The 15137-nt window shown below is 73.4% G+C and carries 15 protein-coding genes and 1 pseudogene; 7 read left to right on the top strand and 9 right to left on the bottom strand.

The genetic code is table 11. The features are described from left to right. Nucleotides 1–62: 62 nt before the first annotated feature. Both OGH68_RS15630 and OGH68_RS15625 read left to right on the top strand, forming a co-directional pair. Nucleotides 63–515: a DoxX family protein gene (locus OGH68_RS15630; RefSeq protein ID WP_264244571.1), complete on the top strand. Its 453-nt coding sequence runs from the start codon at nucleotides 63–65 to the stop codon at nucleotides 513–515. A 38-nt stretch (nucleotides 516–553) separates the two neighbouring features. After that, nucleotides 554–964, top strand: coding sequence for a Zn-ribbon domain-containing OB-fold protein (locus tag OGH68_RS15625; RefSeq protein WP_264250099.1), 411 nt, complete (start codon nucleotides 554–556; stop codon nucleotides 962–964). A 112-nt stretch (nucleotides 965–1076) separates the two neighbouring features. Here the strand turns inward: OGH68_RS15625 and OGH68_RS15620 are convergent, their stop codons facing one another. Continuing rightward, nucleotides 1077–1757, bottom strand: a complete 681-nt coding sequence (locus OGH68_RS15620) for a pyridoxal 5'-phosphate synthase (RefSeq protein ID WP_264244570.1) — start codon at nucleotides 1755–1757, stop codon at nucleotides 1077–1079. 37 nt (nucleotides 1758–1794) lie between these two features. Then, the gene (locus OGH68_RS15615) at nucleotides 1795–2964 is read right to left on the bottom strand and encodes a thiolase C-terminal domain-containing protein (protein ID WP_264244568.1); all 1170 of its coding nucleotides are present in this window, start codon (nucleotides 2962–2964) and stop codon (nucleotides 1795–1797) included. A gap of 140 nt (nucleotides 2965–3104) precedes the next feature. Between OGH68_RS15615 and OGH68_RS15610 the strand changes: the two genes are divergently transcribed. Continuing rightward, the gene (locus OGH68_RS15610) at nucleotides 3105–4211 is read left to right on the top strand and encodes an acyl-CoA dehydrogenase family protein (RefSeq protein WP_264244567.1); all 1107 of its coding nucleotides are present in this window, start codon (nucleotides 3105–3107) and stop codon (nucleotides 4209–4211) included. Then, nucleotides 4211–4708 carry a nitroreductase family deazaflavin-dependent oxidoreductase gene (locus tag OGH68_RS15605; protein WP_264244566.1) on the top strand — a complete coding sequence of 166 codons (498 nt, stop codon included), beginning with the start codon at nucleotides 4211–4213 and terminating at the stop codon, nucleotides 4706–4708. The genes OGH68_RS15610 and OGH68_RS15605 overlap by 1 nt, the downstream gene beginning before the upstream one ends. Here OGH68_RS15605 and OGH68_RS15600 read toward each other — a convergent pair. From OGH68_RS15600 to OGH68_RS15585, 4 genes and pseudogenes are all read right to left on the bottom strand, one after another. Then, nucleotides 4695–5303: a hypothetical protein gene (locus tag OGH68_RS15600; protein WP_264244564.1), complete on the bottom strand. Its 609-nt coding sequence runs from the start codon at nucleotides 5301–5303 to the stop codon at nucleotides 4695–4697. The genes OGH68_RS15605 and OGH68_RS15600 overlap by 14 nt on opposite strands. A gap of 604 nt (nucleotides 5304–5907) precedes the next feature. Then, entirely contained in the window at nucleotides 5908–8262 is a 2355-nt protein-coding gene (locus tag OGH68_RS15595; protein ID WP_264244560.1) for a PQQ-binding-like beta-propeller repeat protein, read from the bottom strand. A 471-nt stretch (nucleotides 8263–8733) separates the two neighbouring features. Then, nucleotides 8734–9531: pseudogene (locus OGH68_RS15590) on the bottom strand (VOC family protein); the annotation flags it as partial. A gap of 54 nt (nucleotides 9532–9585) precedes the next feature. Continuing rightward, nucleotides 9586–9735, bottom strand: coding sequence for a hypothetical protein (locus tag OGH68_RS15585; RefSeq protein ID WP_264244558.1), 150 nt, complete (start codon nucleotides 9733–9735; stop codon nucleotides 9586–9588). A gap of 92 nt (nucleotides 9736–9827) precedes the next feature. Here OGH68_RS15585 and OGH68_RS15580 point away from each other — a divergent pair, with 92 nt between their 5' ends. Then, nucleotides 9828–10475 carry a TetR/AcrR family transcriptional regulator gene (locus OGH68_RS15580; protein ID WP_264244557.1) on the top strand — a complete coding sequence of 216 codons (648 nt, stop codon included), beginning with the start codon at nucleotides 9828–9830 and terminating at the stop codon, nucleotides 10473–10475. Between the two features lie 177 nt (nucleotides 10476–10652). Next, nucleotides 10653–11138, top strand: coding sequence for a hypothetical protein (locus tag OGH68_RS15575; protein WP_264244556.1), 486 nt, complete (start codon nucleotides 10653–10655; stop codon nucleotides 11136–11138). Between the two features lie 12 nt (nucleotides 11139–11150). Here OGH68_RS15575 and OGH68_RS15570 read toward each other — a convergent pair whose 3' ends face one another. The 3 genes from OGH68_RS15570 to OGH68_RS15560 are packed head-to-tail and all read right to left on the bottom strand — an operon-like array spanning nucleotide 11151 to nucleotide 13504. Further along, nucleotides 11151–11927: an enoyl-CoA hydratase/isomerase family protein gene (locus OGH68_RS15570; protein WP_264244555.1), complete on the bottom strand. Its 777-nt coding sequence runs from the start codon at nucleotides 11925–11927 to the stop codon at nucleotides 11151–11153. Continuing rightward, a complete protein-coding gene (locus OGH68_RS15565; protein WP_264244553.1) occupies nucleotides 11924–12346 on the bottom strand; it encodes a Zn-ribbon domain-containing OB-fold protein in 423 nt (140 codons plus the stop codon). The genes OGH68_RS15570 and OGH68_RS15565 overlap by 4 nt, the downstream gene beginning before the upstream one ends. Nucleotides 12347–12355: 9 nt before the next feature. Continuing rightward, the gene (locus OGH68_RS15560; protein ID WP_264244551.1) at nucleotides 12356–13504 is read right to left on the bottom strand and encodes a lipid-transfer protein; all 1149 of its coding nucleotides are present in this window, start codon (nucleotides 13502–13504) and stop codon (nucleotides 12356–12358) included. A 67-nt stretch (nucleotides 13505–13571) separates the two neighbouring features. Between OGH68_RS15560 and OGH68_RS15555 the strand changes: the two genes are divergently transcribed. Next, nucleotides 13572–15134: a FadD3 family acyl-CoA ligase gene (locus tag OGH68_RS15555; protein ID WP_264244549.1), complete on the top strand. Its 1563-nt coding sequence runs from the start codon at nucleotides 13572–13574 to the stop codon at nucleotides 15132–15134. The last annotated feature ends 3 nt before the right edge of the window (nucleotides 15135–15137 follow it).

Raw genomic sequence — 15137 nt, 5'->3', positions numbered from 1 at the left:
GGCCGCCCGCACACCCGGAAACTGACGTACTGTCAGAAACAGTGGTGAGGGGAGAGCGGGCCATGCGGACGATCTGGCTCACCGGCGCCGAATGGGTCGCCGTCCTGCGTATCGGCCTCGGCCTGTGGTGGCTGGAGAGCTGGCGGCACAAGGACAAGAAGGGCTGGTTCGAGCGCGGGACGGGGATCACCTGGGCGGCCGGCGTCGCCGCGGAACACCGCTGGCGGCCCGTCCGTACCGGCTTCGAGAAGATCGTGGCCCCCCGGCCCAGGGCGATGGCCTACCTGGTCGTCCACGCCGAACTCGCCCTCGGTCTGGGGCTGGTCGCCGGGTTCCTCACGCCGATCGCGCTGGCGGGCGGGCTGGTGCTCAATCTGCTCTATCTGATCCTCATGATCCACGACTGGGCCGAGCAGGGGCAGAACGCGATGATGGCCCTGATATCGCTCGTCGCCCTCTTCGCGATGTCCTGGCAGGTCTGGTCCCTCGACAGCGCGATCGGACTGTTCCTGTGACGGGCAGGGGGACCGGCACCGGCACCGGTACCCCGGCAGTGACCGGCACCGGCAGCCCGGCGACCCCCGGCATCGACGACCTCACCCGCCCCTACTGGGACGCCGCCGCCGCGGGCGACCTGCTGATCCGTCGCTGTGCCGACTGCCGGCGGCCGCACCACTACCCGCGCGAGTTCTGCCCGCACTGCTGGAGCGAGGATGTCGGCTGGGAACGGGCGACCGGCCGGGCCACGCTCTACACCTGGTCCGTCGTCCACCGCAACGACCTGCCGCCGCATCGCGACCGCGTCCCGTACACGGCGGCCCTGGTCGAACTGGCGGAAGGGCCCCGGATGATGACGGAGGTGGTGGACTGCCCACCGGAGCGCCTGGCGGTCGGGATGGAGCTGACGGCCGCCTTCCGTACGGGGGAGGACGGCGTGGCCGTGGCCGTCTTCCGCCCGGCGTGACGACCGGTCCCGGGCCTCTCGCTCCGGGCGTGAGGGTACCGGTCCTGGGCCTCTCGCTCCGGAGGGCGTGACCGTACGGTCCTGGGCCTCCCGCTCCGGACGGGCGCGCCGGTCAGGGCCAGAGCAGCTCCCGTTCCCACGTACCGCCCGCCGCCCGCCGGTAGCGGAGCCGGACATGCCTGCGCCGCTCGTCGCCCTGGAAGAACTCCGCCTCGCGCGGGTCCAGCACGTACCGCGTCCACGTCGGCACCGGTGCGTCCGGCTCCGACTGCGCCCGTTCCCACGCGGCCTGCGAGGCGCGGGCCAACGTGTCCACCGACGACAGCACTTCGCTCTGCCTGCCGGTCAGCGCCGCGGCGAGCGCCCCGGTCGAGCGGACGGCGAGATCGGCCCGGCTCTCCTCCTCGGGCGCTGCCGTCACCCTGCCGCGCACCCTGATCTGGCGGCCCTGCGCCGCCCAGTAGAAGACGAGCGACGCCTCCGGCCGGGCCGCCAGTTGCCGGCCCTTGGCGCTCGTGGCGTGCGTGGCGAAGTGCCAGCCGCGCGCGTCCGCGTCGTGGAGCATCACGATCCGCGCGTCAGGACACCCCTGCTCGTCCACCGTCGCCAGGGTCATGGTGTGCGGCTCGGTCTGCCCGGCCGCCACGGCCTCGGCGAACCACCGGTGGAACAGCGGCAGCGGCTCACCGGGCGCGCCGGCCGGGTCGAACGCGGGCAGCGGGACGACCCAGACCCGCTGTGCGTGCAGCAGTGCGCGGAAGGCGGTCTGGGGGTCTCGCTCCTCGTGGTCCATGGACGCATTCAACATCGCGCCCGCCTGCGGAGGCAGGTCAGCCCCGCCCCAGCACCACCGTCCCCGACGAGCAGAACCAGCCCCCCGTCCCCGACGCGACCGCCAGCTCGGGCAGCCGGCCGCCGGCCCTCAGCACCTGGCGGCCGTCCGCCTCGCCACGCAGCTGCCGTACCGCCTCGACCAGCAGGAACAGACCGCGCATCCCCGGGTGGCAGGCCGAGAGGCCGCCGCCGTCGGTGTTCACCGGCAGCTCGCCGTCCCGCAGCAGCCGCCCCTTCTCCACGAAGGCGCCGCCCTCGCCCTTGGCGCAGAACCCCAGGTCCTCCAAGGTGACGAGGGTCATGTAGGTGAAGGCGTCGTAGATCTCCGCGACATCGATCTCCCGCGGCCGTACCCCGGCCCGCTCGAACGCGAGCCGGCCGCTGACCGCCGCCGGGGAGCGTGTGAAGTCCGTCCACTGCGACATGGCGGTGTGGGAGACGTGCTCGCCGGTGCCGAGGATCCACACCGGGGTCTTCGCGGTGTCCGGTACGTACTCCTCCGCCGCCAGCAGGACCGCGCAGCCGCCGTCGCTGCGGATGCAGCAGTGCAGTTTCGTGAAAGGGTCCGCGACCAGCGGCCCTTCGAGCACGTCGTCGACGGTGATCGGGTCGCGGAACATCGCGTCCGGGTTGGCGGCGGCGTTCGCCCGCGCCTGGACCGCCACCTGGGCGAGCTGTTCCAGGGTCGTGCCGTACTCGTGCATGTGGCGGCGGGCGGCCATCGCGTACTTGGCGACGAGCGTGTGACCGTACGGGACCTCGAACTGGAGCGGGCCGCGGGCGCCGAAGGAGAGCTCCGAGGCGCGGCGCCCCGCCCTGATGTCCGCGCGGGCGGTCGACCCGTAGACCAGCAGGACCGCGTTCGCGTGGCCGGCGGCGATCGCGTCCGCCGCGTGGGCGGCCATGACCTCCCAGGTCGCCCCGCCGACGGCCGTCGAGTCCACCCAGACCGGCCGCAGCCCCAGATAGTCGGCGACCTCGGTCGGCGCCAGCGTGCCGAGACCGGCCGAGCAGAGGCCGTCGACGACGGAGCGGTCGAGTCCGGAGTCGGCGAGCGCCCGGCGGGCCGCCTGGGCGTGCAGCGCGTAGGGGGTGGGGCCGTCGACGCGGCCGCAGTCCGAGAGGGATATGCCGACGACGGCGACCTTGCGCGGTGTGGAGGGCATGTTTCTGACGGTACATCAGGTGAAGGTCGGTGGGCACCGGTGGAACGGGTGCCGAAGACGTCTGGGCTTCCGGGGCGGACGCCTCTAACATGACGGCCCGTCAGGTCGTGGCCGCCGGTCACTGTGGAGAGGAGCCCCGGATGGATGCCGTCCTCACCGCCGAGCAGAACGCGTTCCGCCGCACCGTGCGCGAAGCGCTGACAGGAGCCACCGGACCGGCCGGGTGGGCCCGGCTCGTCCGGCGACTCGGCCTGCCCGGCCTCGCACTCCCGGCGGCGGCGTCCGGCGGCGCGGACCGCACGATCACCGGCCTCGCCGTCGTCTGCGAGGAGACCGGCCGGGACCTGACGCCGTCCCCGCTGCTCGCCACGGCCGGCCTTGCCGCACCGCTGATCGCGGCCCTCGGAACCCCCGAGCAGCGTTCCGCGCTTCTGCCGCGGATCGCCGACGCCTCACTCACCGGCACACTCGCCGTTCCAGGCAGCCTCGCGGACGCGCTCGCCCTGACCGGTGACAACTCGACCGGAGCGTGGGCCGGAGGCGGCCGGTCCGGGGGCCTCCAGGCACGACGCACCGGCGACGGCTGGACCCTGTACGGCGAGGCCCCGCAGGTCCTCGACGGCCACAGCGCCCGGCTGTTGCTCGTCGCCGCGCACACGGGCGGCTTCCCGCGCAGCCGCGCCCTGCTCTTCCACGTCGGCGCGGACGCCCCCGGGCTGACCCGCACCCGGCTCACGACACCCGACGGGACGCGCCCCCTGGCCGGACTCCAGCTCCGCGACTGTCCCGCGCTGCTGCTCGGCACGGACGACGGCGCCGACGTCCCCGGCGCCCTCGCCGCCACCGGCCGCAGGGCCGCCGTTCTGCTCGCCGCGGAAGCAGCGGGGGCGGCCGCCGGCGCACTGTCCCGGGCCGTCGGGCACATCGCGGCCCGCGACGCCGTCGGACACCGGCTCTCCGACCTGTACGCCCACGTCCAAGCGGCCCGCTCGGCGGCGTACTACGCGGCCTGGGACCCGACCGCCGGCCCGTCGGCGCTCGCCCAGGGCCTGGAGGCGCTGCGCACCGTCGCGGACGAGACCGTGCGGCTCACCGGCGGCCCCGGCCTCGTCCGGGACGACGGGACGACGCACCGGTACGCCGGACGGGCCGCCGCCGAAGCCAGGCTCTTCGGCCCCGTGCACCGGCTGCGGGACGCCGCCGCGCAGCGGGCGGGGCTGGTCACCGCCGAGGGGACGGCGGCCTGATGTCCACCGCCCTCCGCCTGGTCCAGAAGGTCTCCGCCACCCGCGCCTTCGCGAAGCTCGCGCCGCACGTCGTTCCCGCGGTGGACCGCGCGGTCCACCGCCTGACCCGCGGAAAGGTGCTACCGAGCGCCCGGATGCTGCCCGGCGTCGTGCTCACCGTCCGCGGCGCGAGAACCGGACTGCCCAGGTCCACCCCGCTCGCCTGCGTGCCCGAGGAGACGGGCACCTGGCTCCTGATCGGGTCCAACTTCGGCCGCCCCACCCACCCCGCCTGGTCGGCGAACCTGCTCGCCCACCCGGACGCGGAGATGAGCCGGAAGGGCGGGACGGTCCCGGTCCGCGCCACGCTCCTCACGGGCACGGCACGGGAGGCGGCCTGGCAGTCGGCCGTGCGCTTCTGGCCGCCGTACGCGGCCTACCAGGCGCGCGTGGACCGCGAGATCCGGATCTTCCGCGCCGCCCGGCGCGAGGCCGGTGACGAGGTCAGTGGCGCCTGAACCTCGAGTGCCGCGGCGGAGCCTGCGGCTCCGGCCCGGGCCCCGGTCCCGGTCCTGGTTCGTCGTACTGCTGCGGGTAGGGAGCCGCGCGGTTCGGGTCCTGCCCGTACGGGCCCCAGTCGTCTGCGGGCGCGTGGCCCGGCGGCTCCTCGTCGTACGGCTCCTCGCGCCTGCGCCGCAGCACATGACGGCCGCTCATCAGCGCGGCGGCCAGCAGGAGCAGCACACCGCCACCGCCGGCGAGCGCCACGCCCAGGCCGAGCCCGTCACCGTCGGCGCCCACCGTGAGACTGCCGGCCTCCTGGCCCTGGCGGACCATCCACAGCACGGTGAACCCCAGCACGATCACGCCCGCGAGCGCCACCAGCAGCCGGGACCTGAGCAGCAGGCCGACCAGCGTGACGAGGGCGGCGAAGGCCATGGGGAGCAGGATGGACGTGACGAGCGCGCCTTCGTTCTGACTGATGCCGCCGAAGAGGTCCTGGATGCGGTAGTCGCTCCCGTGGCGGCCCTCGTACCAGTCGAGGAAGGGGCTCCATACGGCGGCCGTCGCTCCGACGAGAGCGAGGACGGAACCGATGACGTTGCGGATCATCGCCGGGCCTCCTTGTGTCAGCCGCGGGTCGTTGACACGCGCTTTCGTGTCACGACGCTGCGTGGGGGGCGGGTACCCCGCCGGAGCCATCCGGAACGTCCGGGTAGGCCCGGGGTGCGGGCGGACGCCGCGCGGGCTTTCCCCCACCCCGCCCCTTCCCGAAACCGGGGGCTCCGCCCCCGGACCCCGTCGGGCCTCCGCCCCGGGCCCCGGTACCGCACTCCGCGCGGTGGCCTCAATCGCCGGCCGGGCTTGGTGTGCCCCTGCGCGGCACCCAGCCCGCCGGGCGGGAGCCAGTTCCAGCCTCGCTGGGGGTCCGCCCCTACGCCTGGCGGCGTGGGAGGTGCCCCCACCCACGGCCGCCAGGACGTAGGGGGAGTTTGAGGCGCGGGGTTCCGGGGCGGAGCCCCGACAAGACGGGCAAGTTCCAGCCCGTCGGCAGGGGTCCATCCAGCCTCGCTTGGGCCCCCTCCCACGGCCGCCAGGACGTAGGGGGAGTTTGAGGCGCGGGGTTCGGCGCGAAGCCCCGACGGGACCGGCAAGTGCCAGCCCCGCCGGCGATTGAGGCGCAGGGGCCCGGGGGCGGAGCCTCCGGGGTCGGGCGTCAGCGGGTGGTGCGGCCCGTTGCCGTGCCCTTCACCGCGTCCAGCGCGTACACGCACCGGTCCTTGCTGCACGCGTACACCACACCGTTCTGCGCCACCGGCGACCCCGTGATCTCGCCGCCCGTCGCGAGCTTCCAGCGCAGCTGGCCGCCGCTCGCGTCCAGCGTGTACAGCACGTGGTCCGCGGAGCCGAAGTGCACGCGGCCGTCCGCGACGACCGGCGTGCCGACGACGTCGCCGCCTGCCGCGAAGCGCCACATCGGTGTGCCGGTCACCGCGTCCAGCGTGTAGAGCGCGCTGCCGCTGCCGACATGGACGTTGCCCGCGGCGACCAGTACCGGCTCGCTGGACTGGCGGGACTCCGTCGCGATGCGCCACCGGTCCTTGCCGGTCGTGGCGTCGAGGGCGTACACGGTGCCGAGGTAGTCGGCGAGGTACACGCCGCCGCCGGTCACCGCGGGGCCGGGGGCGAAGGCCGGTGGTGAGAGGAACACGGCCGGCGCCTCGAAGTGCCAGCGCACCAGGCCGGACGCGATGTCGACGGCGAGCACGCGCGTGCCGGCCGAGATGTAGACGTAGCCGTCGGGCGCCGGCCGGACCCGTACGGGCACGTTCCCGCACGAGGCGGCGTCGCCGATCGGGTACGACCAGCGCTCGTCACCCGTACGGGCCTCCAGGGCGCGCAGCCGCGCGTCCTTCCACACGTAGACGGTGTCGCCGAAGATCGTCGGTCCGGCCTCGGGGGTCTCGAAGTCGGTCTGGGCGCCGGTGATCTCCCACAGCTTGTCGCCGTTGGACGCCTCCCACGCCTGTACACCGCCGCCGCGGGTGCCGGTGAGAACCGTGCCGCGGTCGACCTTGAGGGAGTACACCCAGGCGTCGGTCGTCAGCCGCCACCGTTCGTTGCCGGTCCCGGCGTCCAGCGCGTACAGCGTCGGCCCGTCGGAGGCGTGTATGCGGCCCGCGGCAACGGCCATCGCCCAGGCCACGTCACGGGTCTTGAACTGGCGGCGGCCCGTTCCGACGTCGAGGGCGTGGACCTCGAACGAGGTGACGTACAGCAGATCGCCGTCGACGACCGGAGTGCCCCAGACGTCGTTCGACATGCGGAAACGCCACGGCCGCCAGTGACCGGGGCCGGCGTCGGGCGCCTGGGCCGGAGGCGGGACAGGTGACGGGACCGGGGACGTGACCGCCGCGCCGGCGTGGTCCGTGCCGTTCAGCCCGCCGGGCGGCCGCACCCAACCCGTGGCGGGGGCGGCCTCGGCGAGCGCGGTACGGCCGGTGTCCGCCACCCGGGGGCCGGGGCCGATGGGGACGTTGGAGCCGGGCAGCCGTACCGGGCCGCCGGGCGCGTGCGCGGGAGCGGGCGCGACGGACGGCGGCGGGGGCGCCTGCGGGGCGGGCGGCGGAGTGGGCGGCCGGGAGGGCGCGGGACGCTGGGGCGCGGCCGCGGGGCGGCCGCCGCCGCGGCGGGTCTCGATCATCGCCGTGGCGCTGGACGGCAGCCACGCGGAGGCGGTGCCGCTGTCGTCGCCGCCGGACGAGAAGAGGTGCGGCGCGAGCTGCGCCTGCAGGTCCTCCGGTGTGGGCCGCAGCCCGGCCTCCATCTGCATGCACGAGTCGATCAGCGGCCGCAGCTCGTCGGGCAGGCCCTCCAGGTCGGGGCCTTCGCGCAGCAGCATGAAGACCGTCTCCACCGGGTTCGCGCCGTGGAAGGGGGCGTGGCCGGTGGCGGCGAAGACCAGAGTGGACCCGAGCGAGAAGACGTCGCTGGCACCGGTCACGCTGCGGGAGTCACGCGCCTGCTCGGGCGACATGTACGCAGGGGTTCCGACGGCGACGTTGGTCATCGTCAGCCGGGTGTTGGAGACGCCGGACGCGATGCCGAAGTCGATGACCCGCGGCCCGTCCTCGACGACCAGCACGTTGGACGGTTTGAGGTCTCGATGGACGAGGCCGGCGCCGTGGATGGACTGCAGGGCCTCGGCGATGCCCGCCGCGAGCCACCGCACCGCCTGGGCGGGCAGCGGACCGCACTCGTTGATGATCTCCTCGAGGGAGGGCGCCGGGACGTACGCGGTGGCCAGCCACGGCACGGCGGCCCGCGGGTCGGCGTCCACCACGGCCGCGGTGTAGAAGCCGCTGACCGCCCGGGCCGCCTCCACCTCGCGCGTGAAGCGGACGCGGAACAGCTGGTCCTCGGCGAGCTCGGTTCGCACGGTCTTGATCGCGACCCGGCGGCCGGACGCCGACCTCGCGAGATAGACCAGTCCCATGCCGCCGGCACCGAGCCGGCCCAGCACCTCGAACGGACCGATGCGTCTCGGGTCGTGCTGCGTCAGCTGCTCCATACTTGCGTGCCACCTCCCCGTACGGGCTCCCACGAAATGGAGCCCGTCACTTACAGCCCCGTGCAGGGTCTCACCATCGAGCCCCTCGGCGGTGAGCACCCTGATTCTTCCTGTCCGGGGCCATGGTTGCGAACCCGGGGGCGGATCGGGGTGTCTCACCGCGTTTCGGACACCTCTGTGAGCCGGGTGCGGGGCTGCGGCGCCCAGGAAGGTGGCGGGCCGGAGTCAGCGGCCGGGGCGTCGCCCGGCTCAGCCCGCTTTTCTGCCGCCGGTGTCCCTGCCCTCGTGCCCGTCCTCGTCCCCGCCCTCCGCCGCGCCGGAGCCGGGGCGGGAGTCCTCGGCGGGCGCGCTCCCGGCCGCCTCCGACTGTCGCGCGGCCTCCCGTGCCGGCGGCTCGAACCGCTGCGACCCGCCGGTGGACATGTCCTCGCCGTGCTCCTCCTGGTCCTTCTCCCCGCTCGGCGCCGCCGTCCGGTCCGGCGCGGCGAGCACCGCGAAGATGGCGCCCTGGTTGTCGCCGAAGGTGGCGATCCGGCCGTAGGGGGTGTCCACGGGCGCGCTGCGGACACGGCCGCCCAGCCGGACGACCGCCCCGGCGGCCGCGTCGCAGTCGGTCACGCAGAAGTAGACGAGGAAGTGGCCGGGCATCTCGGGCGGGAACTCGTCGGTGATCACACTGCGTCCGCCGACGGCGGTGGCCTCGCCCGGTTCCGTGCCGGCGGGCGACCACATGCGGAACCCGGCCATGGGGCCGGTCAGGTCCGTGCCCTGGAAGCCGAACACCGATTCGTAGAAGGCGTCGGTGCGCTCCCGGTCCCGGGTGTACACCTCGGTCCAGCAGTACGAGTTCACCTCGCCGTGCTTCTCGAAGCCCGCCCGCTCGCCCGCCTGCCACAGGCCGAAGACCGCGCCGCCGGGGTCCGCGACTACGGCCGAGGTCCCCTCGGGGCCGACGGGCAGCGGGGCGGTGATCACCTGGCCGCCCCGGTCGGTGATGCGCCGGCCGAGGGCGGCGGCGTCGGGAGTGGCGAAGTAGACGCCCCAGACGGTGGGCATGCGTCCGTCCCGTTTGGGCGTCAGTGCGGCGACGAGCCGTCCGTCGCTGTACGCGTCGGCGTGGCGGGCGCGTGCGCCGCCGCCGGGGACCTGGCCGCCGCCCCGCTCGGTGAAGGTCCATCCGAAGAGCTCGCCGTAGAAGCGCTTGCCCGCCTCCACGTCGGGAAGCGATGCGTCCACCCAGCACGGCGTGCCCTCTGTGAATGCGGCCATGGACCTGATTCCTTCCCTGGGTGTGGTGCCCGTCACCATCAAGCTAACGGCGCATCACGCGGGGCGCGCGGAATCAAATCGAACGTTTGTCCAAAAGATGCCGTTCTGGCGGGTGGCGAGCGTGGCAAGGGGCAGGCGGGGCGGGCGCTCGGGGTGGATTGCGGTGGCGCTGATTTTGTTGAGTTGTCCACCGAAGTTGTCCACAGGCTGTTGATAACACTATTGCGTTCTGTGGCGGGGGCCCCATTTGCAGTCGGCCGAATCGCGCCCCGATCACCCCTCGGTAAGCTGACGGCATGACAGGACAAGTACGCACCGTCGACGGCCGGGTCGCCGGACGACGCGGCCAGGCGACGCGGCAGAAGCTGCTCGACTGCCTCAGCGAGATGCTCAGTTCCTCGCCGTACCGGGACGTCAAAGTCATCGACGTTGCCCGGAAAGCGGGCACTTCGCCCGCGACGTTCTATCAGTACTTCCCCGATGTCGAGGGCGCTGTCCTCGAGATCGCCGAGGAAATGGCCAAGGAGGGCGCCCAGCTGACCGAATTGGTCTCCGGGCGTTCCTGGACCGGCAGGGCCGGCTGGCAGACCTCGGAGGAACTGGTCGAGGGTTTCCTCGATTTCTGGCGCCGTAACGACGCGATCCTGCGGGTCGTCGATCTCGGCGCGGCAGAGGGCGACAAGCGGTTCTACAAGATCCGTATGAAGGTCCTGAACTCCGTCACCAACTCCCTCACGGACGCGGTCAAGGAGCTGCAGGGCAAGGGCAGGGTCGACAAGGACGTCAGCCCCGCGGCGATGGCCGGTTCGCTGGTGGCGATGCTGGCCGCGGTCGCCTCCCACCAGAAGGGCTTCACGACCTGGGGGGTCAAGCAGGCCGAACTGAAGCCGAACCTCGCTCTGTTGGTGCATCTGGGCATCACGGGCAAGAAGCCGGCGAAGTAACCACGGGGCGGAGCTCCGCCCCCTTCCCTGTACGAGAGTCCTGTCACGCCGACGGCGGCCACCCACCGGGTGGCCGCCGTCGGTGCTCTTGTGCTCAGAGGGGTCGTTCCCGCTGCTAGGGTGACGTGCGCTCGTCAATCGAGCCCATCTGCCGACACTTTCAACGGGGGTTGAAACGTGAAGATCCGTCATGTCCGCGCCATCGCCGTCTTCGGGATCGCGCTCGTCGCGCTGACGGGAGCCCGTGGCTCCGGCGGCGGCTGCGACAACTCCAGCAGCTCCTCCAGCAGCGGCGGCAGCCACCGTGACGACGACAGCACCGGTGGCTCCACCAGCTCCGGCGGCTCGGTGTCCGGCGGCTCCAGCGCGGACAAGGCCGCTCGCGATGTGACCATCGACGAGTGCAAGTACGACCCCGCGACGAAGAACCTGACCGCGAAGATCAGCATCGACAACAGCGACATGCTGGACTACGACTACAACGTCACCATGAAGTTCACCGGCGGCGCCGGCAGCACCGCGGTCCCCGCGACCGCGATGAAGACCGGGATCGCCGTCACCGGGGGCTCCACGCAGACCGCCGAGCTGACCACCCCGTACACCGGCTCCGGCGACGGTTCCGAGTACACCAAGTGCGAGGTCACGCGGGTCAGCCGCAGCTGAGCCCCGCAGGGGTCAGCGCAGTCGGAAGCCGCCCCTGCCCCGCCGGCTCGTGAACAGCTCGGCCTGCCGCTCCGGCGGCAGGTTGCCGAGCGCGACCAGGTGCGGGGCGAGGGCGAGCGCCTGGGTGCGTGACGCCTCGGTCGCCGACCACACCGCGCGGACCGTCCCCTGAACGGCGTCCGTCGGGTGCGACGCCACCACCGCAGCGGCCCGCAGGGCCGCCGTCGCGGCGCCGCCCGGTCCGGTCAGCTCGGAGACCAGCCCGATCTCGTACGCCCGCCGGGCCGTCAGCCGCTCCGCCGTGCCCATCAGGGCCGTCCTGGCGACCTCGCCCGCCGGCATCCGCTGCGCCATGAAGACGGTCTCGTACGCGCTGACCATGCCGTACGTCGTGTGCGGGTCGAAGAACGTGGCCTCGTCCGAGGCGATCACGAAGTCGCTCTCCCCGAGCAGGTAGAAGGCGCCGCCGCAGGCCATCCCCTCCACGGCGGCGATCACCGGTTTCCACAGGTCGTTGGCCTTGGGACCGACCGTGAGGAGCGGGTCGTCGACGGAGTAGGGGGACTGCGGCTGCGGGACGTCGGCCGAGCGGTCGATGCCCGTGCAGAAGGCCTGGCCGCCCGCGCCGGTGACCACGGCCGCCCGCACCGACGCGTCATGGCGGAAGTCCCGCCACACCTCGCCGAGTGCGGCGGCCGTCTCCAGGTCGATCGCGTTGTGCCTGGCGGGCCGGTCGAGGGTGACCAGGGCGACGCCGGTGGCGCTGTCCTTCTCGACCCGGATGCTCATGAGCGATCCAGGAGCCAGCGGGGCATGCCGTCGCCGTCGAACGCCACGCGTACGGCGGCCCCGATGCGCAGCCGGGCAGGGTCGACGGAGTTCAGCGGCGCGTCCGGTGCCGCGACCACGTTGCCGACGAGCCGGATGCGCGGCGCGTCCGAGAGTTCGACGACGACCGCGTTGTACGGGGCCTGCTCGGCGTAGCCGGGGAGCAGCGGCGGGTGGGGGAGCACGTACGACCAGATGCGGCCGCGGCCGTTCACCGGGCGCCACTCACTGTCGAACGAGCCGCACCACGGGCAGCAGGGCCGGGGCGGGAAGCGCGGTTCGCCGCAGGCGGGCGCGGCACAGGCCTGGACCCGCAGCTCGCCACGGGCGGCGTACTCCCAGAACGGGGCGCCGTCGTCGTCGATGACCGGTCGCAGCATCTCAGCTCCTCAGCTCCTCAGCAGAAGCGCCGACGTCGGTACGCCCTCGCCCGCGGTCACCAGGCACGTCCCGGCCCCCGGGACCTGGTCCGTGGAGGTGCCGCGCAGCTGCGCGACGCCCTCGGTGATCAGGTTGAAGCCGTGGACGTACGCCTCGCTGAGTCCGCCGCCGGCGGTGTTCAGCGGCAGCCGGCCGCCGATCTCCAGCGCGCCCCCCTCGGTGAAGGCCGCGCCCTCGCCCCGGCCGCAGAAGCCGTAGCCCTCCAGCGACAGCGGGATCAGCGGGGTGAACGCGTCGTAGATCTGGGCCACGTCGACGTCCTGCGGTCCGAAGTCGGCCTGCTTCCACAGCTGCCGGGCGGCCGTCCACGCGGGGCCGGTGAGCGGGTCGTCGTTCCAGTAGTTGACCATCCCGTGGTGCTGCGCGGGCAGGCCCTGGGCCGCGGAGTGGACGTACACGGGCTTCTGCCGGCAGTCGCGGGCGCGTTCCGCGCCCACGATCACGCAGGCCAGCGCCCCGTCGGTCTCCAGGCAGTTGTCGAAGAGGCAGAGCGGCTCGCTGATCCAGCGGGCGGTCATGTACATCTCGCGGGTCAGGGGCCGGTCGTACATCATCGCGGCCGGGTTCTGGTTGGCGCGGTTGCGGCAGGCGAGGGCGACGTTGAAGAAGTGGTCGCGGGTCGCGCCGTACTCGTGCATGTAGCGGCGGGCGAGCATGCCGATCTCGTCGGCGGGCCGCAGCAGCCCGAAGGGCCGGGTCCACTGGGCGGGGGTCGGCAGCTGCGCCGCCGTACTGGTCCAGGGGCGCGGGCCGGAGCCGCGTTTGCGGGACCGCCAGGCCACGCCCACGCCCGCCTGGCCGGTGGCGACCGCGGCCGCCAGATGCGCGACGGTGGCGCACGAGCCGCCGCCCCCGAAGCCGACCCTGGAGAAGAAGGTGACGTCGCCGGCGCCGACGGCCTTGGCGATCTCGACCTCGTCGGTCTCCTCCATCGTGTACGAGGCGAAGCCGTCCACCTCGCAGGGGGCGATGCCGGCGTCGTCGAGCGCGCCGAGGATCGCCCGGCAGGCCAGGGTCTTCTCCGACTCCGGCAGCCGCCTGGCGAAGGCCGTCCGGCCGATTCCGACTATCGCTGCCTTGTCCTTGAGGGTCGCCATGGCCGGAGCGTACAGCTAATCTGACGTACCGTCAGCTCCTGCGGACCGGCCGTACGGGAGGCATGCGATGCGACGCGGCGACCTGGAATGGGGCACCATCTGGAAGCTGGTGCGCAGTGCCGCGCAGCGCCACGGCAGGCGCGAGGCCGTCGCCGACGGCCGCACCCGCGTCTCGTACGAGGAGCTCGCCCTGCGCGTCGAGCGGGCCGCCGCCGCGTGCATCGCCGCCGGTGTCCGCAAGGGCGACCGGGTCGCGATCTGGGCCCCCAACACCCTCGACTGGATCGTCTCCGCGCTCGGCGCCGTGACCGCGGGCGGTGTGCTCGTCCCCCTCAACACCCGCTTCAAGGGCACCGAGGCCGCCCACGTCCTGCGCCGCTCCCGTGCCAGGCTCCTCTTCGTCACCGGCACCTTCCTCGGCACCTCCTACGTCGCCTCGCTGCGCCGCGCGGACGTCGAACTCCCCGACCTCGAACAGGTCGTGGTCCTCGCCGACACGGCACCCGAGGACTACCGCACCTGGAAGGACTTCCTCGCGGGCGGCGACGGCGTCCCCGCCGCCCGGGTGCGCGAACGCGCCGACACCGTCACGGCCGACGACCCGTCCGACATCGTCTACACCTCCGGCACCACCGGCCGCCCCAAGGGCGCCGTCATCACCCACGGCCAGACCCTGCGCTGCTACGACCTGTGGAGCGAACTCGCCGGGCTGCGCGCCGGGGACCGCTATCTCGTCGTCAACCCGTTCTTCCACACCTTCGGCTACAAGGCCGGAGTCATCGCCTGCCTCACCCGCGGCGCCACGATCGTCCCGCAGCCCGTCTTCGACGTGGACACCGTCCTCGCCAACATCGCCGCCGAGCGCATCTCCGTGCTCCCCGGCCCGCCCACCCTGCACCGGTCGCTGCTCGACCACCCCGCCCGTGACCGGCACGATCTGAGCGCACTGCGCCTCGTCGTCACCGGCGCCGCCGTCGTCCCCCTCCAGCTGGTCGAACGGCTGCGCAGCGAGCTGCGCATCGCCACCGTCCTGACCGCGTACGGCCTCTCGGAGGCCGGCGGGATCGTCACCATGTGCCGCCGCAGCGACGACCCGGGCACCGTCGCCGCCACCTCGGGGCGCGCGATACCCGGCACCGAGGTCCGCGTCCTCGCCGCACCGGGCCGGCCGGGGGAGATCCTGGTGCGCGGACACAACGTCATGCGGGGCTACTTCGAGGACCCGGAGGGCACGGCCGCCGCCATCACCCCCGACGGCTGGCTGCGCACCGGCGACGTCGGCGTCCTCGACGAGGCGGGGAACCTGCGGATCACCGACCGGATCAAGGACATGTTCATCGTCGGCGGCTTCAACGCCTACCCCGCCGAGATCGAGCAGCTGCTCGGCCTGCACCCGGACATCGCGGACGTCGCCGTCGTCGGCGTACCGGACGCGCGGCTCGGCGAGGTGGGCAAGGCGTACGCGGTGCGCCGGCCCGGCTCGACACTCACCCGTGACGACCTGATCGCCTGGTCACGGCGGGAGATGGCGAACTACAAGGTGCCCCGGCAGGTCGAGTTCGTCACCGAACTGCCGCGCAACGCGAGCGGAAAGGTCCTGAAGACCGAGCTCCGCTCGCGCGGCGGATGACGG

It is taken from the genome of Streptomyces peucetius (genome assembly GCF_025854275.1).
Lineage (GTDB): Bacteria > Actinomycetota > Actinomycetes > Streptomycetales > Streptomycetaceae > Streptomyces > Streptomyces peucetius_A.
The sequence above is the reverse complement of the archived record's forward strand: the minus strand, read 5'-3'. Positions and strand labels throughout refer to the sequence as shown.

What these genes read in the sequence shown, in the direction of transcription:
- OGH68_RS15610 (WP_264244567.1), top strand. Translation starts at nt 3,105, where the DNA reads ATGGATGCCGTCCTCACCGCCGAGCAGAACGCGTTCCGCCGCACCGTG.
- OGH68_RS15595 (WP_264244560.1), bottom strand. Translation starts at nt 8,262, where the DNA reads ATGGAGCAGCTGACGCAGCACGACCCGAGACGCATCGGTCCGTTCGAG.
- OGH68_RS15600 (WP_264244564.1), bottom strand. Translation starts at nt 5,303, where the DNA reads ATGATCCGCAACGTCATCGGTTCCGTCCTCGCTCTCGTCGGAGCGACG.
- OGH68_RS15555 (WP_264244549.1), top strand. Translation starts at nt 13,572, where the DNA reads ATGCGACGCGGCGACCTGGAATGGGGCACCATCTGGAAGCTGGTGCGC.
- OGH68_RS15615 (WP_264244568.1), bottom strand. Translation starts at nt 2,964, where the DNA reads ATGCCCTCCACACCGCGCAAGGTCGCCGTCGTCGGCATATCCCTCTCG.
- OGH68_RS15570 (WP_264244555.1), bottom strand. Translation starts at nt 11,927, where the DNA reads ATGAGCATCCGGGTCGAGAAGGACAGCGCCACCGGCGTCGCCCTGGTC.
- OGH68_RS15560 (WP_264244551.1), bottom strand. Translation starts at nt 13,504, where the DNA reads ATGGCGACCCTCAAGGACAAGGCAGCGATAGTCGGAATCGGCCGGACG.
- OGH68_RS15565 (WP_264244553.1), bottom strand. Translation starts at nt 12,346, where the DNA reads ATGCTGCGACCGGTCATCGACGACGACGGCGCCCCGTTCTGGGAGTAC.
- OGH68_RS15580 (WP_264244557.1), top strand. Translation starts at nt 9,828, where the DNA reads ATGACAGGACAAGTACGCACCGTCGACGGCCGGGTCGCCGGACGACGC.
- OGH68_RS15620 (WP_264244570.1), bottom strand. Translation starts at nt 1,757, where the DNA reads ATGGACCACGAGGAGCGAGACCCCCAGACCGCCTTCCGCGCACTGCTG.
- OGH68_RS15630 (WP_264244571.1), top strand. Translation starts at nt 63, where the DNA reads ATGCGGACGATCTGGCTCACCGGCGCCGAATGGGTCGCCGTCCTGCGT.
- OGH68_RS15605 (WP_264244566.1), top strand. Translation starts at nt 4,211, where the DNA reads ATGTCCACCGCCCTCCGCCTGGTCCAGAAGGTCTCCGCCACCCGCGCC.